The following is a 23,368-nucleotide window of genomic DNA, read 5'->3' as shown; positions in this document are numbered from 1 at the left end:
ACGGTAAAAAATGCACTCTAAATTGTAATCCCAATATTTTCTAATTTACGATTTGGAGAACTACCATGAAACAACCACTATGTGTTTGCCTGGCTTTATTGATGGCAGCATTTATATCCTTAAGCTGCAGTAAAACACCGACCGAGGCCACGATCTCCGATGAAGATCAGATAAAAGACCTGTTGCTTTCCTCTCAATATACCGATACCACCACCTTTGTCAATGATGGAACTTCCATACCGTTATCTGTTACCTCCTTAAAATCTGCCGACAAAAACGAGATCTTTCCCGACTCCATCAAGTTTGCCCGGAAGGTCGATCAGGTGGTCAGGACGGTCAGCGTTACCCTGGACCCGGACAGCATCAACGCCACCGCCACTATAACATTGGATATTTACGGCATAATGTATGTGGACAATGACGGTGACAGCATCCGGGATCCCTTCCAGCGCAACTTCAACAGCGCCGGCCTGCATGACCGGGCCACCCGCTATGCCAGACTGCGCAAGATCAATGATGTTTGGCATGTCTGGGGGGTGACCCCGCTGGAACTGTACACCCTTAACGGCGACCCCGGCCTGGGCATCGACAGCGTGGTGATCAGCGGCTGCGCCAACAGCAACGGCATTGTGGTCATCAAACCCCTGGATATGGTTCAGACCCGGCTTCGTAACCTGCTGCCGGTGTTCAATCCCGGAGACTCTGTGACCGTCAGCGTCTGGGCCTCGCCCTCCGGCCAGTTCTGGTCATTTCTGCATCGCTGGCTTTACCGGGTGCACGACCGGCGCCCTCTGGAAAAAGTTGACGGCCAGATGTTCACCTACAGCTGGCAGGTACCGGTTGATGCCTTGCTGGGGGTCCGCCACGCTTCGGTCGATGTCATCAGCCAGAATTGTCTGTTTGGTGACAACACTGCCACATACTCGGCCAAAGCCTGGTGCCTGCCCTACATCGTGGCCGCGGACACAGTCAACTTGCCCTGATACACATCAGAGAGCAAGGTTTTGGAACAATAAATTTTACCTTGTCTGCTGCACCGGTATGCAGTCAATAAACCTAAAGTTGGGAGATCTGACAATGATGGAAAAAATATTGATGGAAGAATTTTGGGTGGTGGGCCCGGCCGGGGCCGACCTTAAGACCAGCCTGATGAATCTGGCTCAGCAGAACCGGCTGGCGGTAAGGATACTGGAGGAGGACGGCCAGATGAACCGGAAAAAGCTGCGGTTCACCGTCAGCGGCGACAAAGACGGCATCGGCAGTTTTCACAAAGGGCTGTCCCTGGAACCGGACGTCAAGTTCGTGGGCTTGGGCGTTTGATATTTAGGAATCCCAACGCCGGAAAAAGGAGAAGAGGCTGGAATAATAATTCCAGCCTCTTCTCCTTTGGTTTGCCTTCTCAGATCTCAGGCCTTGCTTTCGTGTTGGCCCAACATCTTGGAGGTTCCGTCAAAATAAACATCGCTGTCTATGATCAGACCCCGGCACTTGATGTCCCCGCTGTAATGGGCGCCGCTTTGCAGTTCAATCTTGTTCGAAGCGACTATGTTCCCGATTACCTTGCCGCCGATGATGGCGTCCTTGGCCCGGATCTCAGCCTTCAATGACCCCTCTTTACCTATCACCAGGGTGCCGCTGGTCTCTACCTGCCCCTCAACCTGGCCGTCTATCCTGATCCCGCCTTCAACTTTAAGAGTGCCGTTAAAACTGGAGCCCTTGCCCAGCAGGGTGTTCATCGGTCCGCCGCCGATCTCCGTCTTTTTGTCCATCGTTTGCTCTTCCTTTACTGTTGGGGTTTGATTAATCAAACCCTTACGAGTTGGGGCAGGTTTAAAACCTGCCCTTACGATTATCTTTGTTATTCGGTCTCGGTGACGCCCACTTCATAATCCTGGCCGTTGACCCGCATCACGAAATGGCGCTGGGGATGGCCATCGGGCGAGGGCAGGCCCACTTTGAGGGAATCCTGGCGGGCCTTCTTCTTAAGGGGGTCCTTCTGGACCTCAAAATACTCCTTGGCCACCGCCGGGTACAGGGCGTAGGACAGGATGTCCTCTTCCTTGTCCGATATCCCCTCCATCTCCTTCTTGCACTTCTCCCATTCCGGAGCGATGTGGCTGGCCGGGCGGTCGGTGATGGGCTTCTCGTCGCCGATGGCCTTCTTCATCACAACCGGGTCGATGGGGGCCGGGGTCTTGCCGTACAGGCCCTTGCAGAGGTCCTTGACCTCCTGGATGATGATCTTGTATCTTTCCCCGGCCAGCACGTTGAAGGTGGCCTGGGTGCCCACTATCTGCGAGGTGGGGGTCACCAGCGGCACGTAGCCCAGCTCGGCCCGCACCTTGGGGATCTCCTTGAGCACGGCCTCGAACTTGTCCAGGGCATTCTGCTTTTCCAGCTGGCTGACCATGTTGGTCAGCATCCCGCCCGGCACCTGGTAGACCAGGGCCCGGACGTCCACCCTCTCGGCCACCGGGGTGATCAGGTGCTGGTAGGCCCGGTCCTTGATGTCCTGGAAATACTCGGCGATCTCCAAAAAGTGCGACTTGTCCACCTTCAGCCCGAAACCGGCGTTGTCCAGCATCTCCACCATGGACTCGGTGGGCGGCTGGCTGGTGCCCGAGCCGAAGGGCGAGATGGCGCAGTCCAGGATGTCGGCCCCGGCCTGGGCTGCGGCGAAGTATGAGGTCGGTGCCATGCCGGTGGTGCAGTGGGAGTGCAGGCAGACCGGCAGGCCCACTTCTGATTTAAGTTTTGATATCAGCTCCTGGGCCGAGGCCGGGGAGATCAGCCCGGCCATGTCCTTGATGGTGATGATGTCGCAGCCCAGGTTCTTGAGCTCCTTGGCGAAGGACACGAAGCCGTCTATGGAGTGCACCGGCGAGATGGTGTAGCTCAGCGCGCCCTGGACGGTGGCCCCGGTCTTTTTGGCGGTGACGATGGCCTTCTCCATGTTGCGGATGTCGTTCAGGGCGTCGAACACCCGGAAGACGTCGATGCCCAGCTCGGCCGCCTTTTTGATGAACCGCTCCAGGATGTCGTCGGAGTAATGCTTGTAGCCCACCAGGTTCTGGCCCCGCAGCAGCATCTGGAGTTTGGTCTTCTTGGTGTGTTTTTTGAATATCCGGATCCGCTCCCAGGGGTTCTCGTCCAGAAAGCGGAGCATGGTGTCAAAGGTGGCCCCGCCCCACATCTCGAACGACCAGTAACCCACCTGGTCCATCTTCTCGATCATGGGGATCATGTCCTCGGTCCGCATCCGGGTGGCTATCAGGCTCTGGTGGGCGTCCCGGAAGGCGGTCTCGGTGATGTTGACCAGTTGGCCCTTGTTGGCACTTTCGATCTTATCTGATTTTTTTAACATCTTTATTCCTGCTTCATGGGGGTTACTATCCACAGATTTCGCAGATTATCGCAGATTTTTTATATTCTGGTTTTTCCTGAAATAATAAATCCCGATCTGTGTCAATCTGTGTAATCTGCGGATAGATATTTTCTTTATGCTGTTAGGACAGTATGACCAAAGCTTCGCCGGCGGTGACGGTCTGTCCCGGCTTGACCCGGATCTCGACCACCTTGCCGGCCACCGGGGTGGAGAGCGAGGTCTCCATCTTCATGGCTTCAAGTTTGAGCAGCACGTCGCCGTCCTTCACCTCCTGGCCCACCTGGCACAGCACCTTGATGATGGTCCCGGTCATGGGAGCGGGGATGACCTTCTGGCCCTCGGCTATCTGGGCCTGGGGCTTTCCCGGGGCCGCGGCCGGGGCCGCCTGGGGAACGGTCACCGAGATGGTCTTGGGACCGGTGGGGGCGGGAATGGGGGCCAAAGCCGGCTTCTTGCCGACCTCCTCGACCTCCACCTCGTAGGCCTTGTTGTTTACCTTTACGATGTACTTGCGGGACATGTTTGACCTTTCGTATTATTTCTAAGAAATCAAATGATGCTTATTTTTCTCCGTGCCTCTGTGTCTCTGTGGCAAAGATTATTTCCTGGGGCCGCCCATGTTCTCCTGCCTTCCGGCCAGCGCCCAAAGGTTGATCTCGGAATGGTGCACCGGCTTGATGGAGGCTACGTGGAAGGCCAGCTTGTCGTCCTTTAGATAGCGCCCCAGGGCGGCGGCTATGGCCACCTGGATCTCGGCGGGGATGTTCTCTTTCTTCTGACTCATACTTTTAACCAAATGTTTACTGTTTGGTGTTGACCGTTTACTGTTGAATCAAACTTCAAACAGTAAACCGGAAACGCTCAATCGTTATTACCGTTCTACGTTCACTGTTGGTGCCAACTTCAAACAGTAAACGGGAAACACTCAACTGTTAGAGCGGTATGTTCCCGTGCTTCTTGTTGGGCGACTGCTCGCGCTTGGTCTTGAGGATGGCCAGGGCCGAGGCCACCCTTCCCCTTGTTTCTTCCGGCGCTATCACCGCGTCCACGTAACCGCGCTTGGCGGCTTCGTAGGGGTTGGAGAACATCTCTTCGTAGGTGGCTATCAGCTCCTGGCGCTTCTTGTTCTGGTCGGCCGCACCGTCGATCTGCTTGCGGAAGATGACGTTGACCGCGCCGGAGGCGCCCATCACCGCGATCTCGGCCTGGGGCCAGGCCAGCATCAGGTCCGATCCCAGGTCCTTGTTGCACATGGCGATGTGGGCCCCGCCGTATGATTTGCGCAAAGTGACGGTGATCTTGGGCACGGTGGCCTCGGAGTAGGCGAACAGGATCTTGGCCCCGTGGCGGATGATCCCGCCGTGCTCCTGCTGTTTTCCCGGCAGGTAGCCCGGGCAGTCCACAAAGGTCACCAGCGGGATGTTGAAGGCGTCGCAAAAGCGGATGAAACGGGCGGCCTTGTCCGAGGAGTTGATGTCCAGACAGCCGGCCAGCACCTGGGGCTGGTTGGCCACTATGCCCACGCTGTGCCCGCCCACCCGGCCAAAACCCACTACGATGTTGGGAGCAAAGTGCTCGTGGACCTCCAGGAAGTCGCCGTTGTCAACCACTCTTAGAATTATGTCCTTGGCGTCATAAGGCATCTTGGGGTTCACCGGGACGATGGTCCGCAGTTCCATGTCTATCCGGCCGGGCTCGTCGGTAGTGTCCAATACCGGCGGGTCTTCCAGATTGTTGGCCGGCAGGAAGGACAGCAGTTTGCGCACCCCGGCAAAGCAGTGCTCTTCGGTGGGATAGGCAAAATGCCCGTTACCCGAGACCTGGTTGTGGGCCATGGCCCCGCCCAGTTCTTCCAGGCCCACCTCCTCGCCCATCACGGCCTTGATCACCTGGGGCCCGGTGATGTACATGTTGGAGACCTTGTCCACCATGAAGACGAAATCGGTGATGGCGGGCGAATAGACCGCACCTCCGGCGCAGGGGCCTAAGATCACGGAGATCTGGGGGATGACGCCCGAGGACCGGGTGTTGCGGAAGAATATCATGCCGTAGCCGTGCAGGGAGTCCACGCCCTCCTGGATGCGGGCTCCGCCGGAATCGTTGATGCCGATGACCGGGACGCCCATCTTAAGCGCCATGTCCTGCATCTTGACGATCTTTAGGGCGTGGGCCTCGCCCAGGCTTCCCCCGGTGACGGTGAAGTCCTGGGAGAACAGGAAGACCGGGCGCCCCTCCACCGTGCCGTAGCCGGTGACCACGCCGTCGGCCGGGATGGACACCTTGTCCATGCCAAAGTTGTCGCAGCGGTGCTGGACGAAGGCGTCGAACTCCACGAAGCTCTGGGGATCCAGCAGCTGGTCTATCCGCTCCCGGGCCGAGAGTTTTTTCTTTTCGTGCTGTTTGGCCGCCCGCTTGCCGTCGGCATCGCAGATGACCGCCTTCTGGTCCTCCAGCGCTTTGATGATCTGCTCAATGGTCTTTTCAGACATCTTGCGTAAACCTAACTATATTAAAAGTTTATTGTTTACAACCCAAACCTGCCAACAGGGATAGAATAATTATTATATCTTAAAATACGGGGCTTTTCAAGGGGAAAATGGCTGGTCTTTTAACGGAAAGATTTTGCTTGTTTTTGTCGGTGGTATAGTATAGAATATAATATAGATAATTAAGTCTTAGTAATTTATTCTCAGAAATTTTTAATTAAGAGATATTGATAAATGATTTACAGAATGGGTGAGTTGTTTTGCGGCCCCGGAGGGTTGGCCCTTGGCGCCAAAAGTGTGATTGTTAAAAAGGATGGTGTGTCATTTTACATTAAGCCTGCATGGGCTAATGATTACGACAAAGATACCTGCGACACTTACAAATTGAATATGGGCAACGATTGTGAAGTAATTTGTGAGGATGTATCAAAAATAAATTTAGCAAAACTTTCACCCATTGATGGTCTTGCTTTTGGTTTCCCTTGCAATGATTTTAGCGTTGTTGGCAAACAAAAGGGCATGAATGGCCATTTTGGCCCATTATATACTTATGGTGTGAAGATTTTAAAACATCACCAACCCAAATGGTTTCTAGCAGAAAATGTGGGTGGTTTAGCAAATGCAAATGATGGCACCGCATTTAAAACTATACTTAAAGAACTATTTGATTGTAACTACAACATTACACCGCATTTGTATAAATTTGAATACTATGGCGTACCACAAGCAAGGCATCGTGTTATTATAGTAGGTATACATAAAAGTTGTAAATTATTTTTTAAAGTACCGCAAATTATTACCCCCAAGCCTATAACCTGTAAACAAGCAATTACACAACCACATATACCACAAAATGCACCGAATAATGAATTAACTAAACAAAATGAAGTTGTTATTGAACGATTAAAACATATAAGGCCTGGAGAAAATGCTTTTACAGCTAAATTACCAAAAGAATTAACCTTAAATATACACGGGGCTACAATAAGCCAGATATATAAACGGTTGGATCCTAACAAACCAGCATATACTATCACTGGTAGCGGCGGCGGTGGCACACATGTATATCATTGGGCCGAAAATCGAGCCTTAACGAATAGAGAGAGAGCACGTTTACAAACATTCCCAGATAATTTTATTTTTAAAGGTTCAAAAGAAAGCGTAAGAAAACAAATCGGTATGGCAGTACCACCAGAAGGAGCAAAAATAATATTTAAAGCCATATTAAACACTCTTGCCGGTATATCATACGATTACATTGAACCATCTTTTGAGCCACTTGTCCATATTGAATATTCTTTGAAAAATTACAAGGAATATGAAGCGGTTCAATTAAGAATATTGGAAAAAGAAATAAAATACAATACCAAAAATAAATAACTGGAGAGCTTAGCGTGCCTAACTTAACACTAACAAAAGCAAGTGACTATTTAAATATTTCTAAAAAATATTTAGAGAACTATGCAAAAGTGGGTAAAGAATTACCGTTGCACAAAGAAGGTCGTAGTTATGTTATCACCGACGCGGAGCTAAACGAATGGAAAGCACAGCGTGAGTATAGTATGGTACAACTCATACGCGAAGATTACTTAAAATGTTTAGAATTTGCCATAAGAAGCTTTTATCAATATAAATCCACATCCAATTTTGGCACAACCGAACAAAGAGAGGCAGGCAAATTTGTTTCAAACTTCGTCATCGGCAAACTTGGTGAAATTGCTGTAACCAAATTTATTAAACGGCATTACGATATTGATATAACTTTAGATTTTAGCCTTCGTGATGCTGTTGTAGGCCAAGATATCGTTGAAATAGCAAAACCACGCCGTGGAGGTCGTGTATATAATCCTGCCCGTAAAAGAATTGCAATAAAAACGACCAAGATGAAAAATGTATGGCTGATTGTCCCACAAAAGGAAATAGAAGACACGACAAGAGTTTCCGAAATATATATTTGTTCACGCGTTGAGTTGTTTCTTAACCATTTTATCAGAATAGTAAGAGACCATAATTCACTGAACCATCTAACTGACATCATCCCCCAATTTGATGTAATTGAGGCACAGGTCTGTGGCTACATACCCGTAGACCTGCTTCGCAGTAATGCCCCCGTTAAAATCTTGCCGGATCAGGATCAGGCTATTGGGTCGAGTTATGTGTATAGAACAGGCATGCTTATGCAAAAAAAGGATGATTGGGATAAGTTAATTGAAGAACTCTAAGCATGGACAATTTGACCAAAAAACAACGCAGAATTAACATGCAACGCATTCGTTCCGTAGGGACAAAACCAGAAAAAATAATAGCACAACAACTACGGAAAAAAGGGATATATTTTTCACAACACTTAAAATCATTGCCTGGCAAACCTGATTTTGTCTTGAGAAAATATGGGGTAGTTGTTTTTGTTGATTCCGATTTTTGGCATTGTAATCCAAAACATTTTATAATGCCAAAAACAAATAAAATATATTGGAAAACTAAAATAAGTAATAATATAAAACGTGACAAAATTGTTAATAAACTATTAAAGGGGAACGGGTGGAAAGTTATCCGCATATGGGAATATGATATTAATAATAGTCTAAATAGAACTTTATTGAAAATATATAGAGCAATCAACAACTATAAATGAAAAAGCCGGGCACTGCCCGGCTTTTTCATTTCAGTTTGCTCCGTTCTATTTCATTTCATCACTTTCCGCATCTGTTTTTAATTGACAAAACCCATACTGGATGTTAATATTCCATTCTTGAACCGCGTCAAAAAACCAGATCAGCAGATATTATGGCCAAAGCAAAAATAACACCCCCGGCCCGGACCCGGGACCGGACCCGGTGGCAGCTGATCGAGCGGATCAAGGAGCTGACCGCCCTGCACCAGACGGCCGGCATCCTGCGGGAGCACCAGGTCCCGGCCGGACAAACCGTCAAAAAGATCCTGGACATCATCCCCCCGGCCTGGCAGTACCCGGAGATCACCGGGGCCCGCATCCGCTACGGCGGCAGGGAATACGCCACCGCCAATTTCCGGGCCACCCGCTGGACGCTGCGCCGGGAGTTCAAGGTGGACCGCCGGAAAAGCGGGTCCATTGAGGTCTGCTATTTAAAACGGCGGCCGGACATGGACCAGGGCCCCTTCCTGGCCGAAGAACTGGCGCTGGTGGAAACCCTGGCCGAGCTGCTGCGGCTGTATTTCCACGGCCGGCTTTACCGCGAGGCCCTGGAGCGGATGAACCGGCGGCTGGAGCATCTGGTGCAAAAGCGGACCGCCCAGCTGGCCGGGGCCAACCTCTCGCTGCGTCGGGAGGCCGCGGCCCGGCAGCGGCAGGACATCCAGCTGAGGAATCTGGCCTCCGAGCTGGTGCTGGCCGAGGCCCGCGAAAGGCGGGCCATCGCCGGCGACCTGCACGACCACATCGGCCAGGCCCTGGCCCTGGTCCGCCGGAAGCTGCAGGTGCTACAGGGCTACAGCGCCTTCTCCGGCTCGGAGCGGGAGGTGGAGTCCATCCGGGACCTGATCGACCAGATCATCCAGTACACCCGGACCCTGACCGTGGAGCTGAGCCCGCCGGTGCTCTACGAGCTGGGACTGGGCCCGGCCCTGGCCTCGCTGGCCGGGCAGTTCCGCAAAAAGCACGGCCTGGCGGTGACCGCCGGCTGCGAGGGGCTGCCCCCGGACCTGGGGGATGACGCCGGCATCACCCTGTACACCGCCGCCCGCGAACTGCTGGCCAACGTGGTCAAGCACTCCGGCGCCAAAAACGCCTGGCTGACCGCCGGGGCCGGCCCGGGGACCATCAGCATCACGGTCAGGGACGACGGCTCCGGCTGCCCGCCTTTGAAAACGGCCTGCGACGGCTCGGGCTTCGGACTGTTCAGCATCCGGGAGCGCCTTAAGCGCTACGGCGGGACCCTGTCGCTGGAAAGCCTCCCGGGAAAGGGGACCTCCGCCACCATCACCATGCCGCTCAAGCCAAACAAGGAAAAACAATGAAGAGGATACTGATAGCCGACGACCACCGGATATTCCGGGACGGACTGCGGACCATGTTCCAGCAGGCCGGAGACCAGGTGGTGGCCGAGGCCGGCGACGGGCTGGCGGCGGGGGAACTGTGCCAAAAACACCGGCCCGACCTGGTGATCATGGACATCACCATGCCGGGCTTGAACGGCATAGAGGCCTTGCGCCGGATCAAGGCGGAAAACCCCGGCACCATGGTGATAATGCTTTCGATGCACACCGACCTCCAGTTCATCATCGGATCGCTGAGGGCCGGGGCCTCCGGCTACCTGCTCAAGGAATCGGCCTTCGACGAGCTGGCCATGGCCGTCAGGACCATCAGGCAGAACGGGACATACCTGAGCTCTTCCATCGCGGACACCGTGATAAGGGACTACCTGGCCCAGCGGCCCAAAAACACGGACGGGGCCTTCTCGGTGCTGACCCCCAGGGAACGGGAGGTGCTGCAGCTGATCGCCGAGGGCCGGACCACCAAGGAGATAGCCGCCGGGCTTAAGCTCAGCAGCAAGACGGTGGAGACCCACCGCCAGCAGATGATGGACAAGCTGGGCCTGCACAGCATAGCCCAGCTGACGAAGTTCGCCGTCAGGGAGGGCATGACCAGCCCCTGAAAATGAAGACCGAAAGACACAAAAGGCGCCCTGCCTCCGCAGGGCGCTTTTTTGCATCAGGTGGTTGCCCGGCCAATATCAGTAGAACACCCTATTACCCGGCCAAGCCCAAATGTGATATCATGCGGGCAATAAGAACCGTCAACTTATTTTGGAAGGGATATCTATGCAGGCATTCGATACCGGCAATACCGGGTTCATGCTGGTGGCCACCAGCCTGGTGATGCTGATGACCCCGGGGCTGGCCTTTTTCTACGGCGGCCTGGTGGGCCGCAAGAACGTGCTGGCCATCATGATCCAGAGCTTCGTCTCCATGGGCTGGACCTCGGTGCTGTGGTTCGCCTTCGGATACTCCATGTGCTTCTCCGGCACCCATGCGGCCGGCACCGACATCGCCGGGATCATCGGCAATTTTGACCTGGCCTTCCTGCGCGGCATCGGGCCCTCCACCGTGCTGGAGGGCAACAACATCCCCCTGCTGGTGTTCATCGCCTACCAGATGATGTTCGCCATCATCACCCCGGCTTTGATCACCGGGGCCTTCACCAACCGGGTGCGGTTCGTGCCTTATCTGATATTCCTCACCGTCTGGCTGGTGCTGGTCTATTTCCCGATGGTGCATATGGTATGGGGCGGCGGCCTGCTGCAGCAGTGGGGCGTGCTGGATTTTGCCGGGGGCATAGTGGTGCATGCCATCGCGGGCATGGCGGCGCTGGCCTCGGTATTTTACCTGGGCAGGCGCAAGGCGGCCGAAAAGGGCCCCCACAGCATCCCGCTGGTGGCGCTGGGTACCGGGCTGCTGTGGTTCGGCTGGTACGGCTTCAACGCCGGCAGCGAGCTGAGAGTGGACCATGTCACCTCCCTGGCCTTCCTGAACACCGACACCGCCGCCTCCTTTGCCGCCATCACCTGGCTGATAATGGCCTGGGTCTTTGAGAAGAAGCCCAAACTGCTGGGACTGCTGACCGGCTCCATTGCCGGGCTGGCCACCATCACCCCCTGCGCCGGGTACGTCACCGTGCCCACCTCGGCCCTGATAGGGGTGATCGCCGGGGTGGTCTGCTACGGAGCCATCACCCTTAAGAACCGGCTGGGTTGGGACGACGCCCTGGATGTCTGGGGAGTGCACGGAGTGGGCGGAACGATCGGGGTGATCCTGCTGGGCCTGTTCGCCACCAAAGCGGTGAACGCCAATGGCGCCGACGGGCTTTTCTACGGGGGAGCGGGGTTCTTCCTTAAACAGACGGTGGCGGTGACGGCCGCCTCTATTTACGCCTTCCTGTTCTCGTATGCCGCGCTGTGGGCCATCGATAAGATCACTCCTGTCCGCACCACCGAGCAGGAAGAGATAGACGGTCTGGATGCCACCCTGCATGGAGAAGAGGCCTACCTGTAACCAGGTACCTTAACGCAAGAAGCCCCGTCCCTTTCCAGGGACGGGGCTTCTTGGACTATGAGCAGTTTCCCGGCCGGTGCCGCCTAACTTAATGTTTCCTTGATATACGCCATCAGCAGATCCCTGGCCGCGTTCAGCCCCTTCAAATGCGTCCTTTCCATCCCGTGGCTGGCGCTCACTCCCGGGCCTATCAGCCCCACCCTGATATCGCACCCGGCCGCCAGGGCCGCCCCTCCGTCCGAGCCGTACAGCGGAAAGACATCAAGCCGGTGGGCAATGCCGTGGGCCGTGGCCAGGCGGGATATCTTTTGCCTCATGGCATAGTCATACGGCCCGTTGGAATCTTTTACGCAGATGGAGACCGCCGTCTCCACCCCGTCCACCTTCTCGCCCACCACCCCCATGTCCACCACCAGCATCTCGGCGGCCGTGGCCGGCACCCCGGCCGAGGCCCCGTGTCCCACCTCCTCGTAATTGGAGAAGAAGAAGGCCACCGGCAGCTTTTCCAGTTCCTTGGAACCCAGCGCCAGCAGGGCGTCCATCATGGCGGCCGAACCGGCCTTGTCGTCCAGGAACCGGCACTTGATGAACCCGGAATCGGTGTATTCAAAGCGGGGGTCAAAGCAGATGAAATCCCCGGTGCGGATCCCCAGCTTCTCGGTCTCCTCTTTCTTGGCGACCTCGGCGTCCAGCCGGATGTGCATGCTGTCTGGCTTGCGCTCGGCCTTGTCCGCCTCCTTGTTGACGTGGGCCGCCGGGTTGTTCAGCAGCAGGGTGCCCCGGAACTTTTTGTCCTCGGAGGTGATGATGGTGACGTACTCGCCCTCGAACGAGGCCAGCACCGGCGAGCCGATCTTGGTGAAGGCCAGGGAGCCGTCGCTGTTGATGCCGCTGACCATCAGGCCCAGGGTGTCCACGTGCCCCGAGACCACCAGCTTCGGCGCCTGGTGGTTCCCGCACAGCAGCCCGCCCTTGTTGGTCCGCCTGGTGGTTATGCCGTTCTTTTGGCATAGTTCCGTGATGTGGTCCATCACCGCGCCGGTATAGCCCGAGGGCGAGTGAATGGCCTCCAGGTCCTTCAGCAATTGGACGATGCGTTCCATGGCGTTTTCCTTATTTGCGTTAAAGGATAGATAACTTAAAATCATCTTCTCTCTAACTCATCCCCTCTGTCCCCTTCTCTTGAATAAATTAGGGCCGTCTTGGTGCAAGAGAAGGGGAAGCGAAGGGGTTGAGTTCAGACTATCCCCCGTAGTCACAGGTGGTTCCTGGGTTAGTTAGACAATCAACTTGCGTTATTTGAATATTCTACTACCAGAGACAGGGCAAAATCAAGCAAAATAACCCCGTAATGAGTATAAAAAAACAAAGCCGCCCCGGTGTTTCCGGAGGCGGCTGTTAACGAAAAGGAGGGTCCTACAAACTACTAAACGTATTCACATCGTAATTACACAATTAATTTTATTTTTGCCTTTTGATTTTTTATTTTCTATATCCCAGAGTGATCATGTGGGTCGACCCGATCTCGTCCCCCGGGATCATGGCGTAATCCACCGAGATCCCGCTGACATTGACCCCCAGCCCGAACCTCAGCATGGAGACGAAGCCCTGGTCGCGGTCGGTCTTCAGCCCGGCGCGGAGGCTGAGATACTTGGGCAGGTTATATTCCGCTCCCAGCCCTACTGACGGCACATCGTCCAGGGGAACATCCAGCGAGAACACCGGCAGCAGGGGCAGATTGTAGAAGTAGTAGCTGCAGCCCAGCGAGAAGGTGATGGGCAGGCCGGCCGACTCGTCCACGAACTTGGGGCCGGACCCCAGGTTCTTGACGGCCGCCCCCAGGGTGAAGCGGTTGAACTTCTTGATGGCGCCCAGGTCCATCATCACCGAGGTGGCCGATTCCTCCTCCAGCGACTGGCTGGCCAGCTTGAGCGAGGCCCCCAGCTGCATCTTCTGTTTGACGAAGCGCCGGGCATAAGTGGCGGCGATCCCCAGGTCGGTGCCGTTGAAGGTGGTCTCGTTGCGGGCGTACTGGTCCAGCCCCACCATGTCGCCGTAGTTGAAGTGGGTGACGGAGAGGGCGATCCCATTATTGCCGAAGCTCATTCCCCCGGCCAGGTAGCCGTAGTACATGTCCAGATAGGTGGGCGCCATGCTGGCGGTGAAGGCCATCGGGCCCAGGTCGGCCACCCCGGCCGGGTTCCAGAATCCGCCGTAGATGTCCCCGGAGACGGCGGTGTAGGCCTCGCCCATGGCGGTGGGCCGGGCTCCCTGGGGCAGGGTCAAAAAGACGGCTGACTTGTCGCCCGGCTCCAGGGCCATTGCCTGGGATGCCAGGAACAGCACCAACGATATATAGATGATCTTCTTCATTTTTTATCTCCCTCTGTTATCGGATTATGGCAATCTTGCCGGTCTTTTTGCCCCCCTGGGGATTGGTCACGGAATAGATGTACACCCCGCTGGCGGCTTTGGCGGCCCAGGTGGCCAAACCGTCACCGTTGCTCTCGGCTATCTCTTCCACCAAGCGTCCTTTGATGTCGAATATCTTGACCGTGGCCGCTGCCGTCAGCCCCTCGAAGTTGACCACGGTATGCCCAATGTAGGGTTTGAAAGGATTGGGGAAGACCCTGAGATTCTCCAGGTCGGCGGCCGCGGCCGGGCCCTGGACCACTATCCTGATGGAATCGGTGTCCACCGTCAGGTCATTGCCCACCGCCCGAAATTTGGCGTAGCCCACGTAGCGCCCGGCCGGGGTTCCCTCGGGAACGTACAGGGTGACGGTGACATCCAGGGTCTGCCCGATGCTCAGGGCGGGGAACGAGGCCGGGGATTCTATGAATCCGGCGCTTAGGGTCAGCGAGGAATTGTCAACATTATGCAAAGTGATGCCGTTGGCCGTCAGGCTGTCTATCACCGCGGTGCTGGGGCCGTCCAGGGAATCGGGGTTGAGCGAGTCCCGGGTGTTGACCAGGCGGAACGAGCGGGAGACATAGGCCGGCCCGGCCGGCAGCGCCCCAAAGTTCAGGCTGTCGCCTGCGGCGTCCAGCAGGTCGGGGAAGATGTCCAGGTCCACCTGGCTGACCACCACGTGCCCGTGCCGGGAATAGATGTTACCGGTGGTATCCTCGATCAGGTCGCGCCAGACCAGGAAGAAGTTGGCCACCGAGTCGATGTTGGTGATGGCCACCGCCGGGGGATAGAAGATGTTGCCGAAGTTGGCCCCGCTGTTGCCGGTGTAGGTGTCGAACATTTTGTAGGACGGGGTGAACTCGTTGACCGTATCATTGAAGGCGCACAGCCTGAGCTCGAACAGGGAATCGGTGGCCCCCAGGTTGGAATGCCAGACCACTATCATGTTGCCGGTGGTCTGGTCTATGGCCATCCGGGGCCGGTAGTTCCAAGTGCCGGACAGGGTGTCGCTGACCCGGACGTTGGCCGAGAAAGCGGACGCGGTGTCGGGCTTCTGGCTGAAGAACAGCACCGGCTGGGCGTTGGAGGCCGCCACTCCGGTCCGGGTGTCTTCCCAGATCACCATGGTCTTGTTGTTGATCCGGTCGATGGTGGGGTTCTGCATCCGGGCCACGTCCCCGTTGTCGTTGATCTTGGCGTCGGTGCCAAAGGTCAGGCCGTAATCGCCGGAACTGTTGCAGAAGATGTCGCACTGCGGGTCATTGACGTTGCCGGAATTGGACTGCTCGTAGGTCACGAAGACCTTGCCGCTGTCATCGGTGACAATGGCCGGGTGCTTGGCGGCCTTGGTGGAGTCGGTGTTCACCCGGACCATGCCGGTGAAGTTGACGTCCCTGGTCAGCGAATAGGCCATCCTGACCTTGGTGGCGGTGGTTCCGAAGGCCTCGGTCCACACTAAGTATAGAACGCTGTCCTTGGGATCGACCGCGATCCGGGGCAGGGGTCCGTAGTTGTTCTGGTCGTCCTTGTTGTTGTTGATGTACACCCCTCTTATTGTGTCCGGCGTGCTGAAGGTGTTCCCGCCATCTGTTGACTTGGACAAATATATCCGCCATTTGGTATCGGGGTACTTTACCTGCCAGACGATGTAGATGGCCCCCGAGGCTCCCTTGACCATCCAGGGATAGACGTTGTTCAGGCTGTCGTTGCAGACCACCACATTGGGCCGGGAATAAGTGGCCGCCAGGTCGGTGGATCGGGCAAAATAAATGGCGTTGGTGTCGTTGCCGTCACGGTCGTCCTCCCAGACGGTGTAGACCCTGGGGCTGGCGGCCAGGCTGTCGTCGATGATGGTGTAGGGATGGATGGCCGGATGCGCTCCGCTCCCGGCGGCATCGTCCACCCGCACCCGCGGCCCCCAGCTTATCCCTTGGGACCAGGCCAGGGCTGGGAACAGCAACATAATCCAAAGCAACTTTTTGATGTGCATGGCGATAACTCCTTGTTGGACAATTAGTGATATAGGATTAGAGTAACAAAGAATGCCTTCCGGTTCCCGAAAAATGAAGATTTTTTACAACCCTATTACGGACCGGCCTGCTGCCGATAAAATACTGATTTTATGATTGACTTATAGCATTTAAATCTGATAGACTAATAGGTTAAGAAACAACAATGGAGCGGCAACTATTTTGGAAAAAAAGAACGACCTCCAGGCGGTGGAAAGCCTGTCAAAGGCCAAGGAACAGATCAAAGCCGAACTGTCCAAGGTCATCGTGGGCCAGCAGGCGGTGATAGACGAGCTGTTGACCGCACTGCTCTGCGGGGGCCATGTATTGCTGGTGGGCGTGCCCGGCCTGGCCAAGACCCTGATGATCAACACCCTGGCCCAGAGCCTTAACCTGAGCTTCAACCGCATTCAGTTCACCCCGGACCTGATGCCCTCGGACATAACAGGGACCGACATCATCGAGGAGGAACAGGGCAGCCGCAAGCGCTTCTTCAAGTTCCTCAAGGGCCCGGTGTTCGCCAACATCGTGCTGGCCGACGAGATCAACCGCACCCCGCCCAAGACCCAGGCCGCCCTGCTTCAGGCCATGCAGGAGCGCAAGGTGACGGCCGGGGGAAACACCTTCATATTGGACGAGCCCTTCTTCGTGCTGGCCACCCAGAACCCCATCGAGCAGGAGGGCACCTATCCCCTGCCCGAGGCCCAGCTGGACCGCTTCATGTTCAACACTTTGGTGGACTACCCTTCGTCCGACGAAGAAGTGCAGATAGTGAAAAGCACCACCTCGGCCTACCAGGCCGTCATCAAGCCGGTGCTGTCAGGCCCGGAGATCGTGGCCCTGCAGCAGTTAGTGCGTCGGGTGCCGGTGGCCGACAGCGTGGTGGAATTCGCGGTCAGCCTGTGCCGCCGCACCCGCCCCAAGGCCGCGGAGTCCCCGGATTTCGTCAAGGACTACGTGGCCTGGGGTGCCGGCCCCCGCGCCTCGCAGTACCTGATCCTGGGCGCCAAGGCTCGGGCCATCCTGGAAGGCCGGCTGGCCCCGGGAATAGAGGATGTGAGGGCTTTGGCCCTGCCGGTGCTTAGGCACAGGATCATCACCAACTTCAACGCCGAGGCCGCCGGGGTGGATTCGGTGGAGATCATCAACCGGCTGTTGGGGTGACCTTGCCCGCTAAATGACACGAAACGTATCTACTATATAATTACCTCTGTGTCTTAGTGTCTCTGTGGCAAAAATAATATAAGTGGAGAAAGTTATGAAAACATTAGTTGTCTTCTACAGCCGCACCGGGTTCACCAAGAAGGTCTGCCTGGAGCTGGCGGCCAAACTGCAGGCCGAGGTGGAGGAGATCATAGACACCAAGAGCCGCAAGGGGCCCATCGGCTGGCTGTACGCCGGGCGCGACGCTTCGCGCAAGCTGTCCACCCTGATCGCCCAGACCCAAAAGGACCCGGCCCAATACGACCTGGTGGTGCTGGGCACTCCGGTCTGGGCCTGGAACCTGACCCCGGCCATAAGAACTTACCTGGAACAGAATAAAGGCAAGATCAAGAAGGCCGCCTTCTTCTGCACCATGGGCGGCTCGGGCGACGCGGGAACATTCCAGGGCATGGAGGAACTGCTGGGCCAAAAGCCGGCGGCCGTCCTGGCGCTTAAGACCAAACAGGTGGCAGGCAACCAGTATGCCGCGGAGCTGGACAGATTTGTGGAACAGGTCACTAAAAATTAATTCCGGAACTGGACCTTTACCACGGAAACACTGAAATTGGAAATATTTATTTTCCTCTTTTCATTCTTTCCGTGTTTCTGTGGTAGGTTCCCCGTAATCCCTAACCATTAATCCAATAGCTAAAGACTATGCCGGCACAAGAAGGTTCCAGGCGGGCCTGGGTGGTCTCGGTGGATATGGGCTACGGCCACCAGCGGGCCGCCTATCCCCTTAACGAAATAGCCAACGAGCGGATCATCACCGCCAACAACGACCAGATCATCTCGCCCCGGGAAAAGAACATCTGGGAGTGGAGCCGGATCGGCTACGAGACGGTCTCCCGGCTGAAGTCAATTCCCGGCATCGGGCCGTTCATCTTTGGGCTGTACGACAAACTGCAGGCCATCGCCCCCTTCTACCCCTTCAAGGTGGATTACCGGCCCACCGCCACGGTGCGGAGGACCAAGAAGATGATCGAGAAGTGGGGCCTGTGCTCCAGCCTGATCGATTACGTGAAAAAGGAAAGCCTGCCCTTCATCGCCACCCACTTCATCCCGGCCCTGGCCGCCGACTACCTGGGAATGCAGCGGGTCTACTGCGTCATCACCGACACCGACATGAACCGGGTCTGGGTCAGCCGCAACCCGGCCGAGTCCCGGATAAACTACCTGACCCCCTCCCGCCACGCCTCCATGCGCCTGCGCCAGTACGGGGTGCCCGAGGACCGCATTACCATGACCGGCTTCCCCCTGCCCCGGGAGAACATCGGTGGCCGGGACCAGGCCGTTTTAAAGAAAGACCTGCTGGAGCGCCTGCCCACCCTGGATCCCAACAACCGGTTCATCTCGGCCTACCGCGAGGTGATCCACAAGTATCTGGGCGATGTCAAGGAAAAGAGCAAGCGCCCGGTGACCCTGTGCTACATGGTGGGCGGGGCCGGGGCCCAGACCGAGATCGGCATCACCATCGTCCGGTCGCTCAAGAAGAAGATCGAGCAGGGCAAGGTCCGGGTGATGCTGGTGGCCGGCACCCGGCTGGACGTGGCCAGTTATTTCAAGCAGGAGCTTGGCGCCATGAACTGCGACTGCGAGGGCCGCTCCGGCATCAAGGTGATCTACGGCCTGGACAAGCGGGCCTACTTTGCCGCCTTCAACCAGGAACTGCACAATACCGACATCATCTGGACCAAGCCCTCGGAGATGTCCTTTTACACCGCGCTGGGACTGCCCATCATCATCGCCCCGCCGGTGGGGGCCCACGAGAAGTTCAACCAGGAATGGCTGGAGCACATCGGCTCGGGCTTTTTGCAGGAGGACCCCCGCTACGTGGACCAGTGGCTGTTCTACGTGCTAGAGAGCGGGCGCTACGCCGAGGCCGCCTGGCACGGGTTTATGAACGCGCCGTCGCTTGGCACTTACAAGATAGAGGATGCGTTGTTTGGGGCATAGTAAAGTTATACCCAGCAGTTGCGCAACTCTTGCCTTTTGGGGCGGGTTTACGCAATAAACACTCAAAACCACTATTTATGTGACACTACAACAAAAGCAGACAGTGATAAAGTATTGTTAGGATTTATTAAAAATGAACTCCATGATATTTGAAATAGTAAGCTTTAGTATCTTGACTTGTATTGCACTATTTTCATTAACTAAAATTGACTGGAAGAAGAGAAAGAATGGTATATTTAAATACATACCTAGAAATTACGTTGTATTAATATTCATGATTATTGGTCTGTGTTTAGGTATTTATGGATTGATGAAAAAAGAAGCAAAAGAATATAAGCATGATATCAAAAGTGATGAAATTAAAGTTCTATCTCAACAAGGAATTGAAGAAACAAAAAATGCACTTGATATATTAATGCAAGACTATCAAAATAAATTTGATAAAATAACGGATGATTTTCAAAGTAAATCAAAAACAATTTTAAATACTGTATTATCCAATAGTGATTCTGCTTTGCAGAGTAAAATTAGTGCAATTAGACAGTCATATATAAAAATGGAAAAAGATTATATAATTGAAAAAGAAATTTCTCATAGGTATTACTTTTCTGAAGAATGGCCATTTTCTGATAAAGTATTAAATATCTCTGGAGATATGTTCTTTTTTATTCCAATTGATATCTCAGGACAAGTTGACGGAATTGATAGATATATTGTTTGGACTTTGATAAAAAACAAAGGCACTTATCCTTACAATAAAATTGATTCATTACAGGATGAAATATGGGATTATCTAAAACCAATGAAATTAGGTTTGGGGATTAATTTAGAGAAACTAAAAACTTTTAATGTTATAAAACCAGATTATTGGAAAAGCAATAATATTGAGTTTACAGATGAATTTATGGAGCGACTTAAAGTATATCAAGCATATAAGGATACTGATGAATATGTTCCTAAACTATTTGAGGTGTATAGAAAATACAGAGTGAAATAACGCCACACAACACGCAGTATAAAATATTACTGTGATAGTAGGTTATTCAAGGATTGCAGCCCGCTTCAACCTTTGTGTAACTCGACAGGAAAAGCCCGAAACAGGCAACTTTCACACCACAAAACGTTAGATCTAAAAATTTGAAAAACAATGTGATTAATCCACTCTAACGGCTTTATGCTTGCAACTAAAGCTTATAGCATATAGCCTATAGCTAACAGCAACAAGGATACCGATGCCTGAGAACGGAAAGAACAACAACTACCCCGTCACCCGCCAGGGCCTGGACAAGAATTCCATCAAGCGCTCCTTCGGCGACAACCTGACCTTTTCCCTGGCCAAGGACCAGTACTCGGCCACCGAACGGGACTACTTCAACAGCCTGGCCCTGACCGTGCGGGAGCGGCTGGTGGAGCGCTGGATCAAGACCCAGCAGGCCTACTACCACAGCGACGCCAAGCGGGTCTATTACCTGTCGCTGGAATTTCTGATCGGCCGCCTGCTGGGCAACAACCTGCTCAATCTCCAGATGGACGAGGCGGCCCACGATGCCATGACCGACCTGGGCCTGGACCTGGAAAAGCTGGAGGATTACGAGTGGGACGCCGGGCTGGGCAACGGGGGCCTGGGCCGGCTGGCCGCCTGCTTTCTGGACTCCATGGCCACGCTGGAGCTTCCGGCCTACGGCTACGGCATCCGCTACGAGTACGGGATATTCTTTCAGAAGATACTGAGCGGCCAGCAGGTGGAGACCCCCGACAACTGGCTGCGCTACGGCAACCCCTGGGAGCTGCCCCGGCCCGAATACCTGTACCCGGTCAAGTTCTACGGCCTGGTGGAGCAGACTGTGCGGGCCGACGGCCGCCCCCGCTTTGAATGGAAGGACGGCCAGGACGTGCTGGCCATGGCCTACGACGTGCCGGTGCCGGGCTTTGGCAACCAGACCGTCAATACGCTCAGGCTCTGGTCGGCCAAGTCCACCCGGGAGTTCGACCTCAACTACTTCAACAGCGGCGACTACGTGGCGGCGGTGGAGCAGAAGAACCAGAACGAGAACATCACCCGGGTGCTGTACCCCAGCGACAACGTCTACCAGGGCAAGGAGCTGAGGCTGAAGCAGGAATACTTCTTCGTCACCGCCACCTTGCAGGACGCCATTCGGCGCTACAAGAAGACCCACCCCGATTTCGGGGCCTTCGCCCAAAAGACCGCCTTCCAGCTGAACGACACCCACCCGGCCATCGCCATCCCCGAGATGATGCGCCTGCTGATGGACGAGGAAGGCCTGGAATGGGACGCCGCCTGGGACCTGACCAACCTGGTCTTCGCCTACACCAACCACACCGTGATGCCCGAGGCTTTGGAGCACTGGCCGGCGGCCATGATGGCCCACCTGCTGCCCCGCCATATGCAGATCATCGGGGAGATCAACCGCCGCTTCCTGGAGGCGGTGGCCAAAAGATATCCCGGAGACCAGTCCAAGCTCAAAACCATGTCCATCATCGGCGAAGGTTCCGACCCCCAGGTGAAGATGGCCCATCTGGCCATCGTAGGCAGCCATTCGGTGAACGGGGTGGCCGAACTGCATACCAGCATCCTTAGGGAAAAGGTGTTTCCGGAATTCAACGATTTCTTTCCGGGAAAATTCAACAACAAGACCAACGGCATCACCCCCCGGCGCTGGCTTAACACCTGCAACCGGGACCTGGCCGGGCTGATCACCAAGAAGATCGGCAATGGCTGGGTGAAGGACCTGACCCAGCTGAAGAAGCTGGAGCCCTTTGCCGACGACGTGCTGTTCCGGGAAAAATGGCAGGTGGTCAAGCGCTCCAACAAGATCCGGCTGGCCGAGTACATCCGCCGCCACAACGGCATCGAGGTTCCGGTGGATTCGCTGTTCGACTGCCAGGTCAAGCGGATGCACGAGTACAAGCGGCAGCTGCTGAACATTCTGGGCGTGATCGCCCGGTACAATGATATCAAGGAAAATCCCAACGGCAGGCACGTCAAGCGGACCGTGATCTTTGCCGGCAAGGCCGCCCCCAGCTACGCCACGGCCAAACTGGTCATCCGGCTTATAAACGCGGTGGCCGAAAAGGTGAACCACGACCCGGAAGTGGGCCAGAACCTGAAGGTGGTCTTTTTGGCAAATTACGGGGTCAGCCTGGCAGAGCTGATCATCCCGGCCGCCGACCTCTCCCAGCAGATATCCACCGCCGGGATGGAGGCCTCCGGCACCGGCAATATGAAGTTCGCCCTGAACGGGGCGCTGACCATCGGAACTTTGGACGGGGCCAACGTGGAGATCATGGAGGAAGTGGGGGCGGACAACATCTTCATCTTCGGGCTGAAAACTGACCAGGTCTTGGAACTCCGCCGGCAGGGTTATGACCCCCGGAAATATTACGATTTAGAGCCCCGGCTCAAGAAAGTGCTGGACCTGATGGCTGTCGGTCATTTTTCCCCGGAGGAGCCCGGGTTGTTCCAGCCGCTGGTGGACAACCTGCTGAACCAGGGCGACCATTACATGCTGCTGGCCGACTTTGCCGACTACCTGCGCTGCCAGCAGGAGGTGGACCAGACCTTTTTGCAGCCCGACCTCTGGCTCAAGAAATCCATCTACAACGTGGCCCGGATGGGCAAGTTCTCCAGCGACCGCTCCATCGCCCAGTATGCCAGTGAGATCTGGAAGGTGGATCCGGTGAAGGTGACAGAATGAAATATTGTATCCATTCGGGCCCTTTTTACCTATATTAGCCAAATAAAAGCATGCCCTGAGCCCACGGACTGAGTGTGTCGAAGTCTGCCAGACTGAGCGCCCCGGCTGAGCGTTCGACTGATCTTACGCCGAAGCCTAGCCGAAGTCCGGGTCGAATGGGCACAAAAGCCA

At 55.2% G+C, this 23,368-nt stretch carries 21 protein-coding genes; 13 read left to right on the top strand and 8 right to left on the bottom strand.

Features of this window, described 5'->3' with window-relative positions:
• The first annotated feature begins 65 nt into the window (after positions 1–65).
• Both HZA73_01930 and HZA73_01925 read left to right on the top strand, forming a co-directional pair.
• On the top strand, positions 66–983 hold the full coding sequence (locus HZA73_01930) for a hypothetical protein (GenBank protein MBI5804787.1): 918 nt from the start codon (positions 66–68) through the stop codon (positions 981–983).
• 94 nt (positions 984–1,077) lie between these two features.
• A complete protein-coding gene (locus tag HZA73_01925; GenBank protein MBI5804786.1) occupies positions 1,078–1,320 on the top strand; it encodes a hypothetical protein in 243 nt (80 codons plus the stop codon).
• 86 nt (positions 1,321–1,406) lie between these two features.
• On the opposite strand, the gene HZA73_01920 is transcribed toward HZA73_01925, so the two are convergent.
• The 5 genes from HZA73_01920 to HZA73_01900 form a co-directional block, all read right to left on the bottom strand.
• Positions 1,407–1,769 carry a polymer-forming cytoskeletal protein gene (locus HZA73_01920; GenBank protein MBI5804785.1) on the bottom strand — a complete coding sequence of 121 codons (363 nt, stop codon included), beginning with the start codon at positions 1,767–1,769 and terminating at the stop codon, positions 1,407–1,409.
• Positions 1,770–1,858: 89 nt separating this feature from the next.
• The gene (locus HZA73_01915) at positions 1,859–3,319 is read right to left on the bottom strand and encodes a pyruvate carboxylase subunit B (GenBank protein MBI5804784.1); all 1,461 of its coding nucleotides are present in this window, start codon (positions 3,317–3,319) and stop codon (positions 1,859–1,861) included.
• Positions 3,320–3,506: 187 nt separating this feature from the next.
• Positions 3,507–3,905 carry a DUF2118 domain-containing protein gene (locus HZA73_01910; GenBank protein ID MBI5804783.1) on the bottom strand — a complete coding sequence of 133 codons (399 nt, stop codon included), beginning with the start codon at positions 3,903–3,905 and terminating at the stop codon, positions 3,507–3,509.
• Between the two features lie 78 nt (positions 3,906–3,983).
• The gene (locus HZA73_01905) at positions 3,984–4,169 is read right to left on the bottom strand and encodes a hypothetical protein (GenBank protein MBI5804782.1); all 186 of its coding nucleotides are present in this window, start codon (positions 4,167–4,169) and stop codon (positions 3,984–3,986) included.
• Between the two features lie 148 nt (positions 4,170–4,317).
• Positions 4,318–5,874 (bottom strand): methylmalonyl-CoA carboxyltransferase, encoded by a 1,557-nt coding sequence (locus HZA73_01900; protein MBI5804781.1) that lies wholly within the window; start codon positions 5,872–5,874, stop codon positions 4,318–4,320.
• Between the two features lie 231 nt (positions 5,875–6,105).
• Here HZA73_01900 and HZA73_01895 point away from each other — a divergent pair, with 231 nt between their 5' ends.
• From HZA73_01895 to HZA73_01870, 6 genes are all read left to right on the top strand, one after another.
• Entirely contained in the window at positions 6,106–7,251 is a 1,146-nt protein-coding gene (locus tag HZA73_01895) for a DNA cytosine methyltransferase (GenBank protein ID MBI5804780.1), read from the top strand.
• A 14-nt stretch (positions 7,252–7,265) separates the two neighbouring features.
• The gene (locus HZA73_01890) at positions 7,266–8,093 is read left to right on the top strand and encodes a helix-turn-helix domain-containing protein (GenBank protein ID MBI5804779.1); all 828 of its coding nucleotides are present in this window, start codon (positions 7,266–7,268) and stop codon (positions 8,091–8,093) included.
• Positions 8,094–8,095: 2 nt separating this feature from the next.
• Positions 8,096–8,506 carry a very short patch repair endonuclease gene (locus HZA73_01885; GenBank protein MBI5804778.1) on the top strand — a complete coding sequence of 137 codons (411 nt, stop codon included), beginning with the start codon at positions 8,096–8,098 and terminating at the stop codon, positions 8,504–8,506.
• Positions 8,507–8,658: 152 nt separating this feature from the next.
• The gene (locus HZA73_01880) at positions 8,659–9,867 is read left to right on the top strand and encodes a sensor histidine kinase (protein ID MBI5804777.1); all 1,209 of its coding nucleotides are present in this window, start codon (positions 8,659–8,661) and stop codon (positions 9,865–9,867) included.
• The gene (locus HZA73_01875) at positions 9,864–10,505 is read left to right on the top strand and encodes a response regulator transcription factor (GenBank protein ID MBI5804776.1); all 642 of its coding nucleotides are present in this window, start codon (positions 9,864–9,866) and stop codon (positions 10,503–10,505) included. The genes HZA73_01880 and HZA73_01875 overlap by 4 nt, the downstream gene beginning before the upstream one ends.
• A 166-nt stretch (positions 10,506–10,671) precedes the next feature.
• Complete coding sequence (locus tag HZA73_01870) at positions 10,672–11,901, top strand: ammonium transporter (GenBank protein MBI5804775.1); 1,230 nt, start codon at positions 10,672–10,674, stop codon at positions 11,899–11,901.
• An 83-nt stretch (positions 11,902–11,984) separates the two neighbouring features.
• Here HZA73_01870 and HZA73_01865 read toward each other — a convergent pair whose 3' ends face one another.
• The 3 genes from HZA73_01865 to HZA73_01855 form a co-directional block, all read right to left on the bottom strand.
• Entirely contained in the window at positions 11,985–13,004 is a 1,020-nt protein-coding gene (locus HZA73_01865) for a M42 family metallopeptidase (GenBank protein MBI5804774.1), read from the bottom strand.
• 379 nt (positions 13,005–13,383) lie between these two features.
• Entirely contained in the window at positions 13,384–14,274 is an 891-nt protein-coding gene (locus HZA73_01860; protein MBI5804773.1) for a PorV/PorQ family protein, read from the bottom strand.
• Positions 14,275–14,290: 16 nt separating this feature from the next.
• The gene (locus HZA73_01855) at positions 14,291–16,303 is read right to left on the bottom strand and encodes a T9SS type A sorting domain-containing protein (GenBank protein MBI5804772.1); all 2,013 of its coding nucleotides are present in this window, start codon (positions 16,301–16,303) and stop codon (positions 14,291–14,293) included.
• Positions 16,304–16,502: 199 nt separating this feature from the next.
• On the opposite strand from HZA73_01855, the gene HZA73_01850 reads away from it, so the two are divergent.
• The 5 genes from HZA73_01850 (at position 16,503) to HZA73_01830 (ending at position 23,197) form a co-directional block, all read left to right on the top strand.
• Complete coding sequence (locus HZA73_01850) at positions 16,503–17,486, top strand: MoxR family ATPase (protein MBI5804771.1); 984 nt, start codon at positions 16,503–16,505, stop codon at positions 17,484–17,486.
• A gap of 94 nt (positions 17,487–17,580) precedes the next feature.
• Positions 17,581–18,054, top strand: coding sequence for a hypothetical protein (locus HZA73_01845; protein ID MBI5804770.1), 474 nt, complete (start codon positions 17,581–17,583; stop codon positions 18,052–18,054).
• A 128-nt stretch (positions 18,055–18,182) separates the two neighbouring features.
• Positions 18,183–19,481, top strand: coding sequence for a hypothetical protein (locus HZA73_01840; protein MBI5804769.1), 1,299 nt, complete (start codon positions 18,183–18,185; stop codon positions 19,479–19,481).
• Between the two features lie 133 nt (positions 19,482–19,614).
• Complete coding sequence (locus tag HZA73_01835) at positions 19,615–20,478, top strand: hypothetical protein (GenBank protein MBI5804768.1); 864 nt, start codon at positions 19,615–19,617, stop codon at positions 20,476–20,478.
• Positions 20,479–20,713: 235 nt separating this feature from the next.
• Positions 20,714–23,197, top strand: coding sequence for a glycogen/starch/alpha-glucan phosphorylase (locus HZA73_01830; protein ID MBI5804767.1), 2,484 nt, complete (start codon positions 20,714–20,716; stop codon positions 23,195–23,197).
• The last annotated feature ends 171 nt before the right edge of the window (positions 23,198–23,368 follow it).

The sequence above is a fragment of the candidate division TA06 bacterium genome (genome assembly GCA_016235665.1).
Classification (GTDB): Bacteria; Edwardsbacteria; AC1; order AC1; family EtOH8; genus UBA5202.
The sequence above is the reverse complement of the archived record's forward strand: the minus strand, read 5'-3'. Positions and strand labels throughout refer to the sequence as shown.